The organism is Mycobacterium hackensackense (genome assembly GCF_025822555.1).
GTDB lineage: Bacteria > Actinomycetota > Actinomycetes > Mycobacteriales > Mycobacteriaceae > Mycobacterium > Mycobacterium fluoranthenivorans.
The window spans coordinates 1,705,486-1,724,511 of sequence record NZ_JACKUC010000030.1 but is presented as its reverse complement, the minus strand read 5'-3'; the positions used below and the strand labels follow the sequence as shown (position 1 = coordinate 1,724,511).

Genomic DNA, 19,026 nt, shown 5'->3' with positions numbered 1-19,026 from the left:
GTCGCCTACTCAACAACCAGGCTGCAGGACCGCGCGGGCGTACCCCGCGCTCTGGTAGGCGTACTCGAATGCCCACCTCGGCAAGGGTATCCGCGCCGGGCTGTCCACCATCACAAGGTCACCGCCGAAGCACTGCTCGAGAATGAATCGGGCCCGCGAGATGTGGGGGCGGAAGGTCACCACGATGACAGTGTGCCAACCATATTGCGCTGCCAACCGGCGCAGCTCCCGCCCTTCGCCCTTGGTGGTGCCCGGATCCGGATCGAAGCACAACACCCTCGGTCCCTCGATCGCGGCCCCGCAGCGGTGAATCGTGTCGTCATCGGCATCGTCCGGGCTGGACACCACCAGGGTCGGTGCCCATCCTTGTGCCTGGAGCTCACGGCCGTAGGCATAGCGCTGTGCCCCATACCCGCCCAGCACGAGAATCGCATCCGCGGTGCGCAATCGGTCGATCTGCGGGTGCACGTACACCGGCAGTCCGGCGACGACGATCGCCGCCGGCAGATACGCCAGGGTCCGGACAATGCCGCGCCACCGGCGGCGCCGCGGTACCAGCTGCGGCGGGACGGCAGCCCGGGCCGCGCCGCTACAGGCCGTCTGCACTGTCGGCCGCCCGGAAGCCGGTGTGGTAGACGATATCGGTGGAGGTGGTGGGCTTGCGATACATCCCCTCCTTGTAATACACGGCAGCGTCACCAGGTATCAGCGTGCGGACGAAATAGGTGTCGGCACCGTTGACGAACGTCTGCCTTGTTCCGTTGTGCCATAACCTGATCCAGCCTTTGTCGTCCGATGCCGACCAATTTATCTGCATCGTCACGTCATGCCACTGCCCGACATCGAGCGGGGTGTCGAAGATGGAGAAGGTGCCCAGCCAGACGCCCGGCGCGGATTGATCCTCGATCGTCAGCGACCAGAAGCCGTTGCGCGAGTCCACCGTCCAACTGATCGGCGGGCTCCCCGCACTACCGTCTTGGTGCCACTGGTTGGTCACCCCCCAACCAAGGTCGCCGTGATTCATCGGGAACGTCTGGTCGAACTTGGTCGAGAATCGATACCAGCGGGTCTGCCCTTCCGAGCCGCCGGCATCGGGGGTGTCGCCCTGCACCTCGGCGCGTTCGCCACCGCCGAACGGGGGTACGTCCCCGGGACGAACCTCGAAGCGAGCCACCCTCCCCTTGGTGGGATCGTCGACGATGCGCGCCGAATACCCTGGTACGTAGTCTTTTCCGGCACCGTTGTAACCGCGCACCTGCACCGTGGGCCACTGGGCGAAATCGCCGGTGGCGTAGTCGCCGGTGAACAGCGCCCCGGCCGCGAGCGCACCCGGCGCTGTCCACAGTGCCAGCCCGAGGACAACGGACGAAACGAGTAAGCGCATGACGCCTCCGTGAGTCGATTGATGAGTCAGGGGCTTGTCTCCCCCGAGGCCCCGGTGCCGTCGTTGTCCACCTGGGCAGAAGACGAGGGGCCGACTGGCTCTGCCGGTCCTTGCGTGCTGGTCGTCCCACCGGTCTGCGTTGCGCTCGGCTCGGGCGTCGCCGTGGCAGACGGCTGGGCATGCTCGGTTGCGGAACCGCCGGCACTCGACGAGCCGGCCACCGTATCGCCCGGCTCGAACTTGTTGCCCGTCGACATGATGTCCTGGGATGGTGGTGTCGCGCTGGTCGGTGGGACCGACGGCGGCTCCGGGGCCACCGTCGCGGCCGTGAGTGCCGGCACCTGCTCCGAAACCTGTGGTGACGGCGCCATTTCACTGGTCGGCAGCACCATCGTCATGGCGGATATCGTGGGGGTGGCGGGGGTGACGGGATCCGGCGGCGCGGGCGCCGGGAGGGGTTGGATCGCCGGTGTCGCCATGAAGGCTGACATGACCGAGACCGTCGGCGGCGGCGGCACCGGGGCGAGCACCACCACCGTCACCGCAGCGGCCGGCGGTGCGGCCTCGGGGGCCGGCGGATCGGAACCGTCCGGGGTGCGCATCCGCGCGGTGGGCGTGTGTACGACGAATGCGGCGGCACCATTGATTTCGATCACCTCGACCTTCCCGGACGGCGCCGGCACCGGGGTCACGACGATCTTGTCCAACTCCGTCGTGACGTCGGAGAGATCAGAGGTGCCCACGAACACGCCGTCGAGCATTCTGTTCAGGTCCGCCAGATCCGGGTGGCCCATCACCTGCTCCAACACGGAGTCCGGCATCGCCAACAGGGCTTGGAGTTTCGTCTCCAGCATCGTTTGTTCCGCGTCGGCCGAGTGGAAACTCAACAACATCAGCAGGGCTTGCAGCTTCGCCCGCACCGGAAGGGGTCCGACATCGACCACCGCACTCGGATAGGGCTGCGTCTCCAATTCGGCCGCGGCCGGCTGCCACGACGATATCCTGGCATTCATCAACCCGAATTCGGCTGTCCGCGAGGCATCGAACGTATCGTCGACCACCGCCCCGTGCATCGAGGTGATACCGGCGGCAGGTGATGCCGAACGATCGGGGAGCCCGATCGCGAGTCCGGACTCGACCGTCGAAGGAAACAGCGCCCACGTCGAGACCCCGACACCGAAGACGAGCAGCCCCGCGATCTCCCGGCGACCCGCCGGGCGCGAACGAATGAGTTCTCTTCTAGCTCGCATGTGCGATCACCCCTCGGAATCGCCTGAATTGCTTGCATATTCAGGCTAGGTCTCGGTAGACGACGGTGTCAATGAATCCCGCCGACGTTATCTTTTGTCTAATTGAGCACGGCACCAATGATATTCACAAGATAACCGCACCAAGAAGAGACATCCGAACGAGTTCGTTCGATGAATACCCTTCTGTGGCACCACCTTTTGTCATCCCAACTGGAGTACACCTCCGCCCCCAGGCTGTGCGCACGATTCACCCGGCATGACGCACCTGCCGCACCACGGCCGACAGTTCACGCCACGCTGCGGGTGCGAACAACGCCAGACCGGCCGCGTAGAGCACCAGGTAACCGACACCCTCGCCCACCAGGATCGCCACACCCGCCAGGAAGCCGCGTTGATCGGAGTGGCTCACCAGGTGCTCGAGAAGGCCGAGCGCGATGGCCGCAGGCGCTGCCACCAGGACCGGCGGCCCCAGTCGGGCGGTCAGCTCACCGAAGGTCACCCCAGCCTGAGGCCGGGCGAGCAGCAGGCTGAGCACGCCGGCGACCACGGACGACAACGACAGCGCCAGACCGACTCCCGTCAGCCCGAGGGGCAACAGCGCGAACAGCAGGCAGATCCCCAGCACACTGGTGAACAGCGTCACCCAGTTGAGCAGGTGGGTCCGGCCCGCCCCTTTGATCGACTCCATTCCGACGGCCATCAGCGCCACCCCCGGCCCGATTCCCGCGAGAGCCACCAGCATCACGCCCGCCCCTCGCCACTTCTCGCCGAGCAGCACGGTCACCGCCGGTTCACCCGCGGCGATCACGAAACCCGCCACCGGGACCATCAGGCCCCACAGCAGCCCGAGGGCACGCAGGAACGCCGACCGGAATCGCTCGGGATCTCCGGCCAACCGGGAGAAGGCCGGGAACAACACATATGAGCCGGCGTCGATGACCGCCGTCTCGGGCAGCGATCCGAGCCGCCGGCCGTAGCGGTAGTACCCGAGCGCGGTAGCGCTCAGCGCACCGCCGACCACCGCCGTCTCCAACAGGTCCCGGGCCCGATTGACGACGGTCCAGACCACCAGAGGCAGTGAGAACCTGGCCAGTTCCCGCCACAGCGCGAACGACGGCTTACCGCCGTCCGCACCTGGACGCCAGCCGGCCAACACCCACGCGGTGCCCAGCCACGCCACCGTCGAGCAGTAGGTTCCGATGACCAGCCCCCACACCCCGAAACCATTGACACACAGAATGATCGACGTCCCGGCGAAGGTCAGCGCCACGACGGGACGGACGATCAGCCGTTCCCGGAAATCGAAACGGCGCTGCATGAGCGCGTCCGGCACATAGGTGAGTGCGTGCAGGACGATCGTTCCCGCCGACACCGCGGCGATCGCTCCCACGATGTCACTGGAGAAGATCCACGCGATCAGAGGGGCACTCGCCAAGGCCACCGCCGCCCAACCCACGCCGGCGAGCAGCGTCGCCCAGAAGACGGTGGTGGCGACATCGGCGAGCCGGCCTTCGCGCTGCACCAGCGCATTGGACATACCGGCCTCGGCAAAGGTGGTGAGAAAGCCCGACAGCACCGTGCCGGCGGCGAACCAGCCGACCTCGGCCGGTGAGAGCAATCGCGCCAGCACCAGGGTCTGCACCAGCGCTACCAACTGGGTGAAGACCAGCATTCCGGTCGCGATGGCGGCCCCGCGACGCAGTGTGCCCGACAGTGGGCCCACCGATGAGCCCGGCACGCCCGTCACGGGCGCGCCGGTGTCCGCGCCGGCCGGACTAGGCACTCTCCCCCTGTCCGGCAACGGCTTTCGCGTTTGCCTCCGTCTTCCCGAACAGGGCCTGCCACGGACGACCGGTGACGTGCCAGGGATAGTGCTCGTGCAGCAGTGCGTTGGCATTCGCCCGCAACCTCAGCCGTCGCGCCGGATCGTCGAGCAGACCCAGCACCGCGGTCACGAACTCGGCACCGCCGTCCGCGACGACCAGATGCTCGCAGTGGCGCACGCCGGGCAGCGCTTCGACGCCACGTGCCGTCGACACGACCGCGATCCCCAGCCCGAATGCCTCCAGCACCTTGTTCTTGAGCCCACTCCCGGTCTGCATCGGATTGACCATCACCGGATACCGGGACGCCTCCGCGCGCAGATCGGCCACGAAACCCGTCACCCGGACCAGTGGCTCCCGTTCGGCCAGCGCCGCCAGCCACGCCGGCGCGTTTCGGCCCATCACCGCCACCTCCACCCCGGCGGCCCGCAGCGCGGGAAACCACACCTCGTCGAAGAAGTAGCTCAGCGCGTGCGCGTTCGGCTCGAAATCCAGGTTGCCCCAGAACACCACCCCCTGCCGCTGCGCCGGTGGGGGCATGGGTGCCAGGAAGGCGTCGTCGACACCGTTGGGCACCGTGAACACGTTGGCTGCGGTACCGCTGCGCTTGACGATCTCGGCGGTGTCCATGTCACCCACCGTGGTCACCGCGTCGAACAGCGCGGGCAGCCGGGCTTCGGTACGACGGGCCCGGTACAGGTCGAGAGCGTCGCGCCAGTTGCGGCCAGCACGAAAGCCACCCGCGTGCGCGAAGGCACGGCTCTGCGTCAGCGCGGTGCTGTCACAGACGTCGAGCACCATCGAGCAGGACGGAATATCGCGCACCAGCTCGACGAGGCTCTCGCCGAATACGATGACGCGGCGGACGTCGCGTTCGGCCACCACGGCCGACAGCAGGCGGCGCGTGGCGGCGGCCTCGCGCGGCCTGCTCATGCGTAGGTAGTGGTGATTGTCCAGCCGCAGATGCCTGCGCAGAGCCTGCGACCCGGTGAGAATCGGCGGACACTCGGTCACGCTGGCGAACAGTGCCGAGGTGTCCATCGTGGGCGTGCGGGCCGGCAGCGGGTAATGCGGTGCGACCACCAGGTGCAGCTCGTCGGGAACCAGCGCGCACAGCTGTGCCACCCGCAGGTCGTAGCCGCTGTGCAGCGTGTCCACCCGCGTCGAGGCGAGCACCAGGGTTGTCACGACGACCTACCTCGCTCCCGCCGAGGGCAGTTGCGCGGGGTTTCGGGCCTGTTCCTCGACGAAGCCGGCGAGCGTGCCGATCGTCTCGAACACCTCGCCCCTGAAGTCCTCGTCGTCGATCTCGAACCCGAACTCTCGTTCCAGCGCAACGGCCAACGCGACCACGGCCATCGAATCGAGTTCGGGCATACCGCCGAACAACGGCGTGGAGGCCGTCAGCGTGTCGGCCCGGTCCTGGATGCCCAGTGTGCTGACGATGACCGCGGTGACGCTGTCGAGGGTCGCCGAGCTGTACTCCATCCTGTTCTCCTTTTCATCGCTCTGTGGTGGCTAGACGAGCACCTCGGCCGGATGCGGGTGGCCGAGAAACGCTGTCGGGCTTGCGGTCAGGCCATACGCTCCGGCCTGGAACAGCACGATCAGGTCGCCGATATCGGCAGGTGGGAGCGCGACCTCGTCGCCGAGCAGGTCCAACGGGGTACACAGGCAGCCGACGACGGTGACGGCGCCCGCCGTTGGCTCGTCCATCCGGTTACCGACGGCGATCGGGTAGTTCCTGCGGATCACCTGACCGAAATTGCCCGACGCCGCCAACTGGTGGTGCATCCCACCGTCCACCACCAGGTAGTCGCGTCCACGTGAATGTTTGCGGTCGACCACGCGGGTCACGTAGATCCCGCATTCTCCGACGAGATAGCGGCCGAGCTCGACCACGACCGCTGCCTCCGGCAGGTTCGCGGCGATCCGGGTCGCCATCAGTTCGGCCAGATTCGCTCCGATGGCGTCCAGGTCGACGGGGATGTCCTTGGCGAAGTAGGGGATACCGAAACCGCCGCCGAGGTTGACGTAGCGGATGGGCGCGGGAAGCCGCTCGGCCAGCGCCACGATGAGATCGACGGTGCGGCGCTGGGCTTCACCCAGAATCGCCGCGTCGAGGTTCTGGGATCCGGCGAAGACGTGGAAGCCGAGGAAGTCCACCTCGGCCGCGACCAGGCGGGCCAGCAGGTGCGGCACCTGTTCCACGTCGACACCGAACTGCTGCGGGCCGCCACCCATGCGCATACCCGATCCCTTCACCCGGAAGTCCGGATTGACCCGCAATGCGACCCTGGGGCGAAAGCCCAGTCGGTCACCGATTTTCACCACCCGATCGACTTCGGTCGCCGACTCCATCTCGATGGTGACGCCGGCGGCGACCGCCTTCTCGATCTCGGCCTCGGTCTTGCCGGGCCCGGCGAAGCTCACCCGTTCCGCCGGCAGGACGGTATCCAGGACCGTCGCCATCTCCCCTGTCGACGCCACATCCATCGCGTCCACCAGGCCGGCAAGGTGTTGGACGACGGCGGGCATCGGGTTGGCCTTGACGGCGTAACTCAGGTGGATCCCCTTCGGTAGCGCCGCGCGCAGCCGCTCGACCCGCGCGGTGAGCAGGGCCCGGTCATAGGCGAAGAACGGCGTGGTTCCCACTCGGGCGGCCAGTCGCTGCAACGTCATTCCACCGACTGTCAACTGACCGTCGGCGGTGCCGAAGGTGGCGATGGTCGGGTGCTCGGTCACGGTCCGAGTTCCTCACGCAGGCGCGCGCGATCGAACTTGCCGTTGGGTGAGCGCGGGATCTCCGCCCGCACCGAGACCGATGAGGGCACCATGTATCGCGGAACCCGCTTGCTCAGTTCGCCGATCAGCGCATCCGTATCGAACCGGCCGGCCGTCGCCGGGGTCACCACCAGCCGGATCCGCTGGCCCAGGTCCTCGTCGTCGACACCGAGGGCGACGGCGTCCCGGACCCGGCCCGTCTCATACACGACATCTTCGATCTCGGTCGGGCTCACACGATAGCCGGACGTCTTGATCATCTCGTCCCGGCGCCCGACGAAATACAGGAAACCGTCCTCGTCGGCGATCACGTTGTCACCCGACCACACCGCCAGCTCTGCTGCGCGCCAAGGCATTTCCCGCCGCGGTACCGGACGGAACCGCTCCGCGGTGCGCGCCGGGTCGTTCCAGTAACCGAGTGCGACGAGCGCGCCACGGTGCACCAGCTCACCTTCCTCGCCCGGGTCGCACAACGAGTCGTCCGGCCGGACAACCAATATCTGCACACCGGGGATGGCTTTACCGATGGAGCCGGGCCGGCGATCCAGTTCGGCCGGATCGAGGTAGGTCGACCGGAACGCCTCGGTCAGGCCGTACATGAGATACGGCCGCGCATCGGGGAAGACCGCGCGCAGCTTGTCCAGCGTGGGCTTGGGCATCCGGCCCCCGGTGTTGGCGAAATACCGCAGGGAGCGGATGGCCTGCGGCGGCCACTTCTGCTCGGCGATCTGTACCCACAGCGGCGGGACGCAGGTGAGCCCGGTGACGCCGTGCTGCGCACACAACCGCGGCACATCGCCGGGGAGCAGGTAGTCCATCAACACCACGTGGGCACCCGCACTGAATGCGGTCGTCAACTGACTGAAGCCGGCGTCGAAACTCAACGGCAACACGGCGAGAATCACGTCATCGGCCGAATTGCCCAGGTACTGTGCGACGCTCTCGGCACCGGCGATCAGGTTGCGATGGCTCAGCACCACACCTTTCGGCCTTCCGGTGCTCCCCGACGTGTAGAAGATCGCGGCCATGTCGAGATCGATCCTCGCGGCGGGCGCCAGGTCGTGCCGCCGGGCTGTGCACAGGCCGGCCCAGGAGTGCATCGCATACCTGCAGGGCGGCGGGTCGTCCGGCAGCGCACCGACCACGACGACGTGCTCCAGGTCCGGGCATGTCTCCAGATCAGCCCGAAGCAGCGCCCACCGCTCCGGTGTGGTCACCAGCACCGTGACAGCGCAGTCGACCAGGATGTGCCGCACTTGCGCGGATCGCAGCAGCGGATTCACCGGTACGAACACGCAACCCGCCGCGGACGCCCCGAACACCGCAGCCACGGTCTCGACCCGCTTGTCGAGATAGACGGCCACCCGCTGCTCGGCAGTCACACCGAGGGACGACAATCCGGCCGCCGTACCTCGGATCAAGGTCCACAACTCGCCGTAGCCGATGGTCTGGTTCTTGACCGTCAGCGCCGGCGCCGCGGGGTGCGATCGGGCGCGGTGCTCGATCAGATGGTGCACATTGGTTCGCATCAGTCACCACCGCATACTCGTGAGTTCGCTGTAGAGATAGTCGATTTGGTCTGCCCGCAGGGTGTCGCTGCGGTACATCTTCGCCCTGCCCGACACCTGCACCGACCCGGTGAAGCGCGCATCGACGACATGCGATTCGATGAGCGTTGCCGGTAGGCCATGGTGCAGCAGGAGATGGCCGAACAGGTGGCGGCCGGTTTCCCTGAACAACCTCTGGTTGCTGACATGGACGAGTGCCGCGAACAACGGCAGGTTCTTCCGCCGGACACGCCGGAACATCACGTGACAGGTCTGCGTTCCGCGCACGATGACGGCATGCTGCACTGCGGCCGCGCCGGCATGATCGAGATACACCGAGAGATCCTCTGCGCGAAGGCTCTTCTTGATGTCCGGGAAGTGCGACAACACCCGGACACCGTCGGAACGGACGGGCCAGGGCACGTTGGGGACGACCACCGTGGACGTGTCCAGCGCAACGAAGCCGAGCCGGGTGTTCAGCGCCTGCACATCGATCGACGGGGACAGATCGGTGAAGTGATACCCCTGCTGGCGCAGCAGTGCGCGCAACAGACGCACACCGTGCGATCGGTACGGCTGCGCCACACACCATGCCGCCAGATTGCAGAAACGCTCTGTTCTGCCGTCGATCCGCCGATCAGAATAGAAGGCCAGATGGGCACCGACCACCTCGGCGCCGCACCGAAGCAGGAAACCGTGGTTGGGCTGGTCCACCGACCACGTCGGAATGATCTGCGCGGACCAGCACTCCACGGGTACCCGCGGGTCGAGCTGATCGTGTAGGAACTGGGCCACCTCCGGCAGATCCGCGACGGTGATCGGCCCCAGTTCCACGGCGGGCTCAACCAATGCACCCATCCGCAGTGCCGACCCGTGACCGTCAGACGCCGACATCGGTACTCACCTTGTTCTGCGCCGGTCGCGCACCGACAGAAGTGCGTCGGCGCGGTCGCGGCGCGAAGCCGGACACCTTCAGCTTGAACACCGCGAACGACTGGTGTGCCGCGAACCCCATGCGGGGCAGCGCCAACGGGTCCGAATCGGCATCGGCGAATCCGTCGGTGGTCGCCAACGCCCATCGGATACCGTTGCGGCGCAGCGCCGCTTTCGCCCGGTCGTCGAAGTCCTGCGTCCTGCCGTTGGGGTAGGCGAAGATCCTCGGCGCCCGGCCGGAGTTGATCTCGACCGCCCGGCATGATTCCGAGATCTCCTGATCCACCTTGTCGTCATCGCAGCGCGACAGGATCGGGTGGGTCACCGAATGCGGATACAGAGTGACCGGCGCGTCATCGGCCAACGCACACGCCTCGTTCCAGGACAGCAGCTGGAACGGCCCGCCGTGCGCATCGGAGTCCTGTCCCAGGGCGGCGACCAGGGACTCGACCTCCGCCAGCCGTTGGGCATCGGGCACCTCCTTCAAACGCTGGGTGATCTCCTCACGAGTCCGGGTGCGGTCGCCGTCGGTGCGCAGCGATCGAATGCCCAGCCCCTGCGCCGTGAGGTCGACCTCCGTCCTGGCCGTCTGCGCAAAGGCGTGCCACAGCTGGTCCGGCCACAGCAATTCGGCCGTCCCCATCGGCCCGGTCGCCAGAAACACCGCCGCGGGCAACTCGAGATCACGCAACACAGGCGCGGCGTTGGTCAGCAGGTTACGTGTGCCGTCGTCGAAGGTCACCGCCGCTGCCCGGTGGGGCAGCGTCCCGTCGCGCAGCCGCTCCAGCGCCTCCTCCAGCGGGAGAACAGTGAAGTGCCGGCGAACGTAACCCAGGTGACGCCGCAGCGCCGCAGTGTCGATCACCCAGTCGCAGGGCGGACACAACGGCTCGTCCTGCACCCCGTGGAACATCAGAATCGCCAGTTGGCGTGAGTGCTTCCACCGCGCGTACCTCGGCACTCCGAGCGCGCACAGCAGCCGAGCCGCCACATCCCTCGTTCTGGTCATCGTCATGCTCCTATGCCATGGCTTTCCGGTAGGCGTCGACGGTCATCTCGGCGACCGCAGCCGCGGTGTACCGTTGCACCGCAACCTCGTGTGCGCGTCTGCCCATCTCGAGCGACAGCTCTTGATCGGCAAGGAGTTTCACCATTCGATCGGCGAGTGTCACCTCATCGTCGGGGTCGACCAGAAATCCGGTCTCCCCGTCCTGCACCATTTCCGGCACCCCGCCGACCCGGCTCGCCACGACCGGTTTGCCCGCCGCCATCGCCTGCGCGAGGATCGTCGGCGCGGTCTCTTGGCGAGAGAACAACACGACCGCCCGGGCGCTGGAGATCTCGCGCCGCATCCGTTCGTTGCCGACCAGATCGACGATGTCGACACAGTCTTCGAGACCGAGGTCGCGCACCCGATCCTCGACGAGTTTCGCGTAAGCCGGGTCGGGCTGCGGGCCGACGAGTGTGAGACGAGCCTGCGGTACGGACATCTGCACGCGGGCGAAGGCACTGACCAGACCGACCGGGTTCTTACGGGGTGTGAAAACACCGGCGAAAAGCAGGTGCGGCTGAGTCGGTTTCGGGGGCGCCAAGGCGAAGAACTCCGCTCCGGCGGGATTCGGAATGCTCACGCGGGTGCCCCGGATCGGCGCATCCAGGACCTGGGAGTCCCAGTCGGAGATGGAGATGGCGACCTTGGCGCGACCCAGCACCCGCCTTTCCAACCGGCGGATCAGTCTGTCCCGCAATCTGCCTTGCAGGCTTCCGTCATCGAGGGTGTCCGGCGATGTGTCGGTGAACGTCACACCGTGCACGGTGATCACGGCGTCCGCGCGGCAGCGCTGTGCGATATCGCCGTACAGTCCGATCTCCTGTCCGTGCACCACGTCGGGGTCCACCTGCGCCACCAGCCAGCGGGCCTTGCGCACGTCCAGGAAGGATCTGGTGATCGCCCGCAATCGGCGTTGCCCGCGCACGCAGTGGACCTCGACCTTCGGGCCCTCACGCCGGTATTCGGCCGGTGCGTCACCATCGTGGAAGCGCAGCACCGTCACACTGTCCACATCGTCGCGCTCCGCCAGGGCCGGGACGAGTGTGCTTGTCACCGACTCGATTCCACCGCGCACCAGCCCGGGTTCGAGCGGATACGGCCCGACCATGACGATCCTCAGTCCCGGCCTCGTGCTGCTGTCCGGGACGGTGCGCACCACCGACGGCACCTCGGTCACCAGCCGATACCCTGGTAGTTCGGCGCACCCCGCAGTTGCCCGGCATCGGGCAGCCGCACCAGGTCGATGATGAGCCGGTCCGCCCCGGCCCGTGCGATCGCCTCGACAACCCTGGGTTCCCGCGACCCGATGATCAGCACCTCGCCGTGGTCGAGCACCGCGTCGACATCGTCGGTCAGAAGCTCGCCGAGGTGGGGCAGTTGCTGGCGGATATACGTACGGTTCGCTCCGGTCAACCGGGACAGCATGACGGTCGCATCGTAGATCTTGACGTGAAATCCCTTGCCTATCAGCCGTTCGGTGAGCTCGACCATCGGGCTGTCGCGAAGATCGTCGGTTCCCGGCTTGAAGGACAATCCGAAGATCCCCACCTTGTGCCGACCGTTGGCCAGCACCAGATCGACGGCGCGTCGCATATGACTCTCGTTGGATGTCAGCAGATTCGCCAGCAGCGGAACATCGAGATCGTTTCGGCGCGCGGCGTGCGTCAGTGCGCGGACATCCTTCGGCAGACAGGAGCCGCCGAATGCGAATCCCGGTCGCAGATACGCGGTACTGATGTTCAGTTTGGTGTCGGCCAGGAAGATATCCATCACTGCATGCGAGTCCAACGCCAAGGAGGAACAGATGGCCCCGATCTCGTTGGCGAAGCCGACCTTGAGGGCGTGGAAGCTGTTGTCGACGTATTTCGTCATCTCGGCCACCGGTATCGGGACCTGGAACCGCGGGCCCGGCAGCCCGTCGTACAGGCCCAAGACCATCTCCGCACTGCGGGTATCAGAGGTCCCCACAACCGTTTTCGGCGGATCCAGAAAGTCGCGCACACTCGTGCCCTCGCGCAGGAACTCGGGATTCACGCACACTCCGAAGTCCCGTCCCGCCCGCTTACCCGAGGCCGACTCCAGCCGCGGGATGAGGACGTTCTCGCAGGTACCCGACACCATGGTGCTGCGGTAGACGACGACGTGCCACCCTTGCTTCACGGCCAGCGCCGCACCGATCTCGTCGGTGACCTGTTCCAGGTAGGCGGTCGACAACCCCCCACCGTGGGCAGAGGGTGTACCGACGCAGACGAGTGAGAGATCCGTACTCGCGACAGCGGCCACCGGATCAGTGCTCACACTGAGATCTCCGGTACCCACGACCTCGGCGATGAGCTCGCCTATTCGTTCCTCGACCACCGGAGACACCCCCCGGCGGAGCGCCTCCGTCTTGTCCGGGTTGACATCCACTCCGATCACCCGATGCCCCAGCCAGGCCAAGCACGCCGCGCTGATGCACCCGACGTAGCCGAGCCCGAACACACTGACCGAATGCGACAAGGTATCGCTCATCGTTTACCCACCAATCCCATCGACGGTGACAGGGACACACCGGACACAGCACCTCGCCGGCCGGCGTCGATCGTCAATCCGCGCCGGCCGTCCTGCTGGTACCAGCTGACCTTGAGTGCCGAACCTTCTCGGACTATGCGCGGCGCGGCCGTCACCCCCGGGTCGCCGACATGAAGCACCGACAGGATCGCCACCGGCGCGCCGGATCGGCAACGGGCTCCGACCAGCCAAGCCGGTGTTCTGGCCTCGAGCCGGTCCGACCACCACCCCAGATTCGAGGCGCCGTCCGCCCGTACCTGTTCCGGCCAGATCGTCGTCGTTGCGGCGTAACAGAGTTCGAGCACCGGCGCGCCGTCACGGGTGATCCGTTGACCCGTCCGCGTGGGTGTCGAAACCAGATCGGGGTGCAGCGGCCACGACACCGCGACGTCATGATCTGACCGCCCGCAGATCAGGTCGACGACGATCACCGCCGGATCCTCGGCCGGTGCGATGAGCCAGCGCCGGTGCACCACCGGGTCGTCGAGCCGGCGGTATCCGTCATGCTCGGCGTCGACGATGCCGCGGTCGAGATCGACCGAGTGCACGGTCGTGTGGGCCCGGCTCCGCCAATAGAACGGTCCGCCGATCAACGATTGGTCCACGTTGTCGACGCACACCGTCGCATGGGTGCGGGTACCGCGGTGCATATCGCGCACGGCAGGGTCCCCGTAGAAGCTGGCCGTCCCAGGATCGGTGACCACCTCGCGCCCCTCGACGCTGAGCGTGATGCCGAGCGCGTCCGCGTGCCCGTGCGCCGCCGTCGCCGGATAGCCCAGGGGGCCCACATCCATCGTGAGTCGCCGGCGGCCGTGCCGCAGCACCACCAGCCCACCGTTCGGCGCATAGGCGCTGGGCGTCGGATCGTCGCCGCCCGCACCCGGCCGGCCGGTGGATGTGCACAACGCGTTGCCGAACCAGGCGGAGGTGAGGGTGGGGTGTCCGTATCTGGCAGCGGTCGCATTTGCGGTGACCGCCCCGACGATCCCGAGATGCTCGCGGACCGTGCGTTTGTGTTCGGCACCCAGCCGCACCGCGAAACTGTCGTCATCATCCCCATACCGGGGATCCGGATCTTCGGTACCGACCAGGGATGCCAGGTATGCCGCACCGCGGTCGAGCGCCTCGGTCAACCGGTCCGGCACCCTTTCCCCACTGAGCTGTAGCAGTGCCACGACCACCGCCAGCAATTCCGCGGTGAAGATCTGATAGGCGACCGACTGCTCGGCGCCGGCGCCGTCGGGCAGGATCAGTCGGTCCGCTTCCTCGGTGAGGGTGTCCATTGCACGCTCGTACAACGCTGCGGGAGCGGACAGTTCGGGGAAGATCAGATGAACGGTCACCAATCCGGCCAGTTCACCGACCACATGGTTGTTGGCCGAACTGAACCGCGAGCGCGCATGCCAGCAGTGCCGTGCACTGGCATCGAGCATCCGGACGATACGGCGGTATCTCGATGTCGTCATTGCCGGTGCGTTGCGGAGTCCCTGTACGGCGAGGGCCACCGAGATCGCCCGAACGCCGACTTCGAACGCGCCCCGCCAGGCCATGCCGCAGCCGACCGGGTTCTGGTCCAGCCACGAATCGAGGTGCGCGAAGGCCGCTTCGCTGTAGCGCGATTCGTCGGTGTAGAGCCATGCCTGCGCCAACAGCGGAAGGTGCTGTAGGCGGTTGAGTTCCCAGATCCATTTCGGGTCGCGCCGGCCGACCCGATGGTCGATCCTGCTGCCTGCGACAGCCGGCCAGTGATAGTCGGCGATCGGGTCATGGTTCCAATCGACGGCCCGCCCGACATTGACCGTGCGATAGCCGAAATAGGTGCGATCGCCGGCAAGTACACGGTCGGCCTCGATCAGGAGCCGGCCGACCTGCGCGAGGTGTTGGCTCTGCACCTCGCCGGCCCGCTCCTGATCGAGAAGAACCGGCCTGCCGATACCGTTGCGGAAATCCTGCAGCAACGCGGTCCAGTCGGAGTCGAAATCCGTCAGCATCCTGGAGTCGGCACACTCACGCAATCCATCCCGGTTGGTCAGGGTGTCGACCACGCGCCGGGCGCGCCAGAGCACCTCGCGGGGCGACATCGCCGTCGCGCGGCCGGCATACCAGGTGAGCTTAGACACCTGTCGGTTCCTCCAACGCCGCTCCGGCGCGCAGGACGGGCTCCCGCGCACCGACCCGTTGGACGGGAATCCTGTTCCGGTGAAGCGGGATCGGCGTCACGGCGGGCCGCAGATCGACGGTGCTGGGCTCTTCGCTGGGCTGGACACCCAACAGCTCGGCGTAGAACCGGACCAGCGCCCGACTCGATACCTCCCAGGACAGCTCCTCTTCGATCCTGCGGCGCCCCAGCTCCCCCATCTGTCGACACTGCTCGGGGTTGCGCAACAGTGCGTCGACTGCTCGGGCAAAGGACAGTTCATCGTTACCCGGCACGTATACCGCTGCGTCACCGGCAGATACCCGCGCCTCGGCGAGGTCGAAGGAGACGATGGGGCGCCCCATCGCCATGTATTCGAGCACCTTGTTCATCGTCGACACATCGTTGAGAGGATTCAACGGGTCTGGCGACAGACACACATCGGCGGTGGACAGGCAGCGCTCGACATAGGCGTCGGGCACCCGGCCGGGAAACTCGACGATATCGTCGACGCCGAGTTCTGCACTCAGCGAGACCATGTCACCGTATACATCGCCGGCGCCCATGAAGATACAGCGGAAGTCGTCGCGCCCGATCTCGTCGCGCAGACGCTGCACGGCCCGAAGCGCATAGTCGACACCGTCCTGAGGTCCCATCACGCCCAGGTACGCCAGCAGATGGCGCTTGTCCCTGCGCAGGCTGGTGTCCGGGGACCGGAGGTTGAAACGGTTCAGGTCCGGTGCGCTGCGCACCACCGTGACCCGGTCGGGTGACATTCCACCGCGCTCGATCGCCACCCGCCGATAGCTTTCGTTGGTCGAGATGACGGCATCCGCTGCGGCATAGGTCATCCGCTCGACGTAGCGGGTCAACCGGTAGAGCAGCCGCCCACCGTTCGGGAAGCGGGAGAGGAACAGTTCCGGCACCAGGTCGTGCTGGTCGAAGACGAAGCGCGCGCCACCGGGGCGCAGAGCCACCGCGATCAGGAACAGCAGATCCGGCGGGTTGCACGCGTGAACGATGTCGATACGCGCAGTCCGGCGGACTTTGATCGCCAGCCGCAAGGTGTGCCACAGGGCGAGGAGGTACTCGCGCAGATACCCCGCCGGGCCGCCGGTCGCCGCCCGCAACGGGTAACGCAGAATACGGACACCCTCGATCGTCTCCTCCGGCTCGGTGTCCTGGTTGACCCCTTTGGGACAGATGACGGTGACTTTGAACCCCGCCCGCGTCAGGGCCCGGGCTTCCTGCCAGACGCGCCTGTCGAAGGGCACCGATAGGTTCTCGACGAGGATCAGTATGTGTCGCTTCTTCATGCGTGGACTCCCCCTACTTGTGTGTACTCGGCGTTGAGCAGATCCTCGATCTCCCGTTGGGCCGCTTCGACGCTGCGGTCCAAACCGAAATCGGTCTCAACGCGGCGGCGCCCCGCCCTCCCCATGCGGCGCGCCCGGTGCGGGTCCGACAGCAGGCCGACGATCTTGGCCGCCAGCTGCGCTGGGTCTTGTTTCGGTACCAGAAATCCCGTCGTTCCGTCCTCGACCACCTCGACCACTCCGCCGACGGCGGTACAGACCGCCGGACGGGCACATGCCATGGCCTCCAGCAGAGCCATCGGGAGACACTCGGTGGTGGAGGTCAGCGCGAAGACGTCCATCGCGCAGAGCATTCGGCCCACATCGGCACGGGCACCGACGAAATGCACGTTCGACGTGATCCGCAAGGCACCGCACAATGTTTCGAGCCGGGAACGGCACACGCCGTCGCCGACCACCAGGAACCTCGCCCGAGGCACCTCGTCGATCACGATGCGCGCGGCCCGCAGGAACGTCTCGTGGTCCTTCTCCGGCCGCAGCGAACCGAGGATGCCCACCACCGGGTCGCCCTGATCCACCCCGAATTCGGTGAGGACGCTGCGGTCGGTGGCAGTGTCGAACAGCGCCGGATCCACGCCGTTGTGGATGGTGCGGATCTTTCCCGCGGGATATCCGCGCTCCTGGACCAGAAATTCTCGCTGCACCTTGGCGACACCGAAATAGCCGCTCGTCCAGCGGATCAGGCCACGGTCCACGGCGCGATGAAGAACTCCGCGAGGGGTGATCTCACTCGCGTTGTGCACCCACATGATCGTGTGCCGGACCCCGGCGATGCGGGCGGCGATGCGGCCGAGAGTCTCTGCGTTGTAACCCGACACCACCACGAGGTCGGGCCGGTCCCGCCGGATGATCGAGATCAGCTCGCGCAGTGCACGAACGGCTTGCCACTTTCGCAGGTGCAGTGCCGTCGCCGCGATGCCGGCGGCACCCAGATCGGCGAAGAGATCGCCCTCGCCACCGATGCAGACCACCGACGGTGTGAACCGCGCCGGATCCATCCGCGGCAGCACCGTGGTCAGATGTCGTTCAGCGCCGCCCGCTCCCAACAGTGGAACGACGAACAGTGCCCGGATCGGTCGTCCGCTCATCGGCACACCTGCCGGTAGAGCGCGTCGATCCGACTCGCGATGCGGATGGTGTCGAAGTGATCCCGGACCCTGGCATGGGCGGCCGCCCCATAGCGGGCACGCAGGTCATGGTCGTAGACGACCGTGCGCAGTGCCATGGCGATCGCCTCGGTGTCCTCCGGCGGGATGAGCAGACCGCACTCCCCGCCGATCATTTCCGGTAGTCCACCTACGTCGGTGGCCACGACACACACACCGCGGGCCATCGCCTCCAGCACCGCCATCGGCTGGCCCTCGTTTCGTGATGGCAGCACCAACACGTGAGCGCGGTCGAGCAGCTCACCGGTCTCCCGCTCCGACAGCCAGTCGTGCACGTCGACGGTGTCTTCCAGGCAGAGCTCGCGGCGGTACCGACGAGCCTTCTCCACCTCGCCGTCCCCGGCGATCGTCAAGGTCGCCAGGTGTCCGCGCGGCGTGCTGAACCCCGGCTCACACACCAGCTTGGCCCAGGCGTCGAGCAGTCTGAACGTGCCCTTGTGATCGCCGATGCGGCCCAGGAAGACCACGTTGACGGGCGCACCCGGCGGCGGCTGGGCGTTGCGGTCCGCCAGACGCACGGCGTTGGGAATCGCGACTATCCGCGCGGATGGAGCGGTCACCTGCATCCGGGCGGCCCACAGGTCGCCGAGCGTGACGAAGGCGTCGGCCCGGCGCAGGGTCGCCCCGATCGCCGCCCGGATGAGCCGCGGCGCCTGCTCACAGTCCGCTTGGAAAGCCGAACCATGCATGTGCAGGACGACGGGTACCCGGGCCGGCCGGCTGATCCACAGCAGGAGGGCTTTCCGGACGAAGCTGCCACGGGCGCTGGAATGCAGGTGGATCACGTTCGGCCGGAACCGGATCAGTTCGATGACGAACCGCACCACTCCGAGCGCGAATGTCGCGATCTTCTGTGTGGTCGAGCCATCGCGGTGCGTGACGACGTGGCGGACCTCCCATTCACTCCACAACGGTGTCTGCTGCATGGCCCGTACGTAGGAGGCGATACCGCCCCTGGTCGCGGTGCTGGTGGAGACCCACAGTGCACGTCGCGCAGCCGTGTCGGTCATCGGTGCCGGCCCTCC

The 19,026-nt window shown here is 66.9% G+C and carries 16 protein-coding genes; all 16 read right to left on the bottom strand.

The window, feature by feature from the left end:
* Positions 1 to 9: 9 nt before the first annotated feature.
* Positions 10 to 606, bottom strand: a complete 597-nt coding sequence (locus H7J86_RS17770) for a YdcF family protein (protein ID WP_267292390.1) — start codon at positions 604 to 606, stop codon at positions 10 to 12.
* On the bottom strand, positions 590 to 1,384 hold the full coding sequence (locus tag H7J86_RS17765) for a polysaccharide lyase family 20 protein (protein ID WP_187097093.1): 795 nt from the start codon (positions 1,382 to 1,384) through the stop codon (positions 590 to 592). The genes H7J86_RS17770 and H7J86_RS17765 overlap by 17 nt, the downstream gene beginning before the upstream one ends.
* Before the next feature lie 26 nt (positions 1,385 to 1,410).
* Entirely contained in the window at positions 1,411 to 2,634 is a 1,224-nt protein-coding gene (locus H7J86_RS17760) for a hypothetical protein (RefSeq protein WP_267292389.1), read from the bottom strand.
* 247 nt (positions 2,635 to 2,881) lie between these two features.
* Positions 2,882 to 4,417 (bottom strand): lipopolysaccharide biosynthesis protein, encoded by a 1,536-nt coding sequence (locus H7J86_RS17755; protein WP_267292388.1) that lies wholly within the window; start codon positions 4,415 to 4,417, stop codon positions 2,882 to 2,884.
* Entirely contained in the window at positions 4,410 to 5,645 is a 1,236-nt protein-coding gene (locus H7J86_RS17750; protein ID WP_267292387.1) for a glycosyltransferase, read from the bottom strand. The genes H7J86_RS17755 and H7J86_RS17750 overlap by 8 nt, the downstream gene beginning before the upstream one ends.
* Positions 5,646 to 5,651: 6 nt before the next feature.
* Positions 5,652 to 5,945 carry an acyl carrier protein gene (locus H7J86_RS17745; RefSeq protein ID WP_167163269.1) on the bottom strand — a complete coding sequence of 98 codons (294 nt, stop codon included), beginning with the start codon at positions 5,943 to 5,945 and terminating at the stop codon, positions 5,652 to 5,654.
* 30 nt (positions 5,946 to 5,975) lie between these two features.
* The gene (locus H7J86_RS17740; protein ID WP_267292386.1) at positions 5,976 to 7,202 is read right to left on the bottom strand and encodes a pyridoxal-dependent decarboxylase, exosortase A system-associated; all 1,227 of its coding nucleotides are present in this window, start codon (positions 7,200 to 7,202) and stop codon (positions 5,976 to 5,978) included.
* Positions 7,199 to 8,770 carry an acyl-CoA ligase (AMP-forming), exosortase A system-associated gene (locus tag H7J86_RS17735; protein ID WP_267292385.1) on the bottom strand — a complete coding sequence of 524 codons (1,572 nt, stop codon included), beginning with the start codon at positions 8,768 to 8,770 and terminating at the stop codon, positions 7,199 to 7,201. The genes H7J86_RS17740 and H7J86_RS17735 overlap by 4 nt, the downstream gene beginning before the upstream one ends.
* Positions 8,771 to 8,773: 3 nt before the next feature.
* Positions 8,774 to 9,682, bottom strand: coding sequence for a hypothetical protein (locus H7J86_RS17730; RefSeq protein ID WP_267292384.1), 909 nt, complete (start codon positions 9,680 to 9,682; stop codon positions 8,774 to 8,776).
* Complete coding sequence (locus H7J86_RS17725; protein WP_443677656.1) at positions 9,669 to 10,736, bottom strand: polysaccharide deacetylase family protein; 1,068 nt, start codon at positions 10,734 to 10,736, stop codon at positions 9,669 to 9,671. Before H7J86_RS17725 ends, H7J86_RS17730 begins: the two co-directional genes overlap by 14 nt.
* A 4-nt stretch (positions 10,737 to 10,740) precedes the next feature.
* The gene (locus tag H7J86_RS17720; RefSeq protein ID WP_267292381.1) at positions 10,741 to 11,949 is read right to left on the bottom strand and encodes a glycosyltransferase family 4 protein; all 1,209 of its coding nucleotides are present in this window, start codon (positions 11,947 to 11,949) and stop codon (positions 10,741 to 10,743) included.
* The gene (locus H7J86_RS17715) at positions 11,946 to 13,283 is read right to left on the bottom strand and encodes a nucleotide sugar dehydrogenase (RefSeq protein WP_267292379.1); all 1,338 of its coding nucleotides are present in this window, start codon (positions 13,281 to 13,283) and stop codon (positions 11,946 to 11,948) included. Before H7J86_RS17715 ends, H7J86_RS17720 begins: the two co-directional genes overlap by 4 nt.
* On the bottom strand, positions 13,280 to 15,442 hold the full coding sequence (locus tag H7J86_RS17710; RefSeq protein ID WP_267292377.1) for a heparinase II/III family protein: 2,163 nt from the start codon (positions 15,440 to 15,442) through the stop codon (positions 13,280 to 13,282). The genes H7J86_RS17715 and H7J86_RS17710 overlap by 4 nt, the downstream gene beginning before the upstream one ends.
* Complete coding sequence (locus H7J86_RS17705; protein ID WP_267292375.1) at positions 15,435 to 16,775, bottom strand: glycosyltransferase family 4 protein; 1,341 nt, start codon at positions 16,773 to 16,775, stop codon at positions 15,435 to 15,437. The genes H7J86_RS17710 and H7J86_RS17705 overlap by 8 nt, the downstream gene beginning before the upstream one ends.
* The gene (locus H7J86_RS17700) at positions 16,772 to 17,923 is read right to left on the bottom strand and encodes a glycosyltransferase (RefSeq protein ID WP_187097103.1); all 1,152 of its coding nucleotides are present in this window, start codon (positions 17,921 to 17,923) and stop codon (positions 16,772 to 16,774) included. Before H7J86_RS17700 ends, H7J86_RS17705 begins: the two co-directional genes overlap by 4 nt.
* Positions 17,920 to 19,011 (bottom strand): glycosyltransferase family 4 protein, encoded by a 1,092-nt coding sequence (locus tag H7J86_RS17695; RefSeq protein ID WP_267292373.1) that lies wholly within the window; start codon positions 19,009 to 19,011, stop codon positions 17,920 to 17,922. The genes H7J86_RS17700 and H7J86_RS17695 overlap by 4 nt, the downstream gene beginning before the upstream one ends.
* Between the last annotated feature and the right edge of the window lie 15 nt (positions 19,012 to 19,026).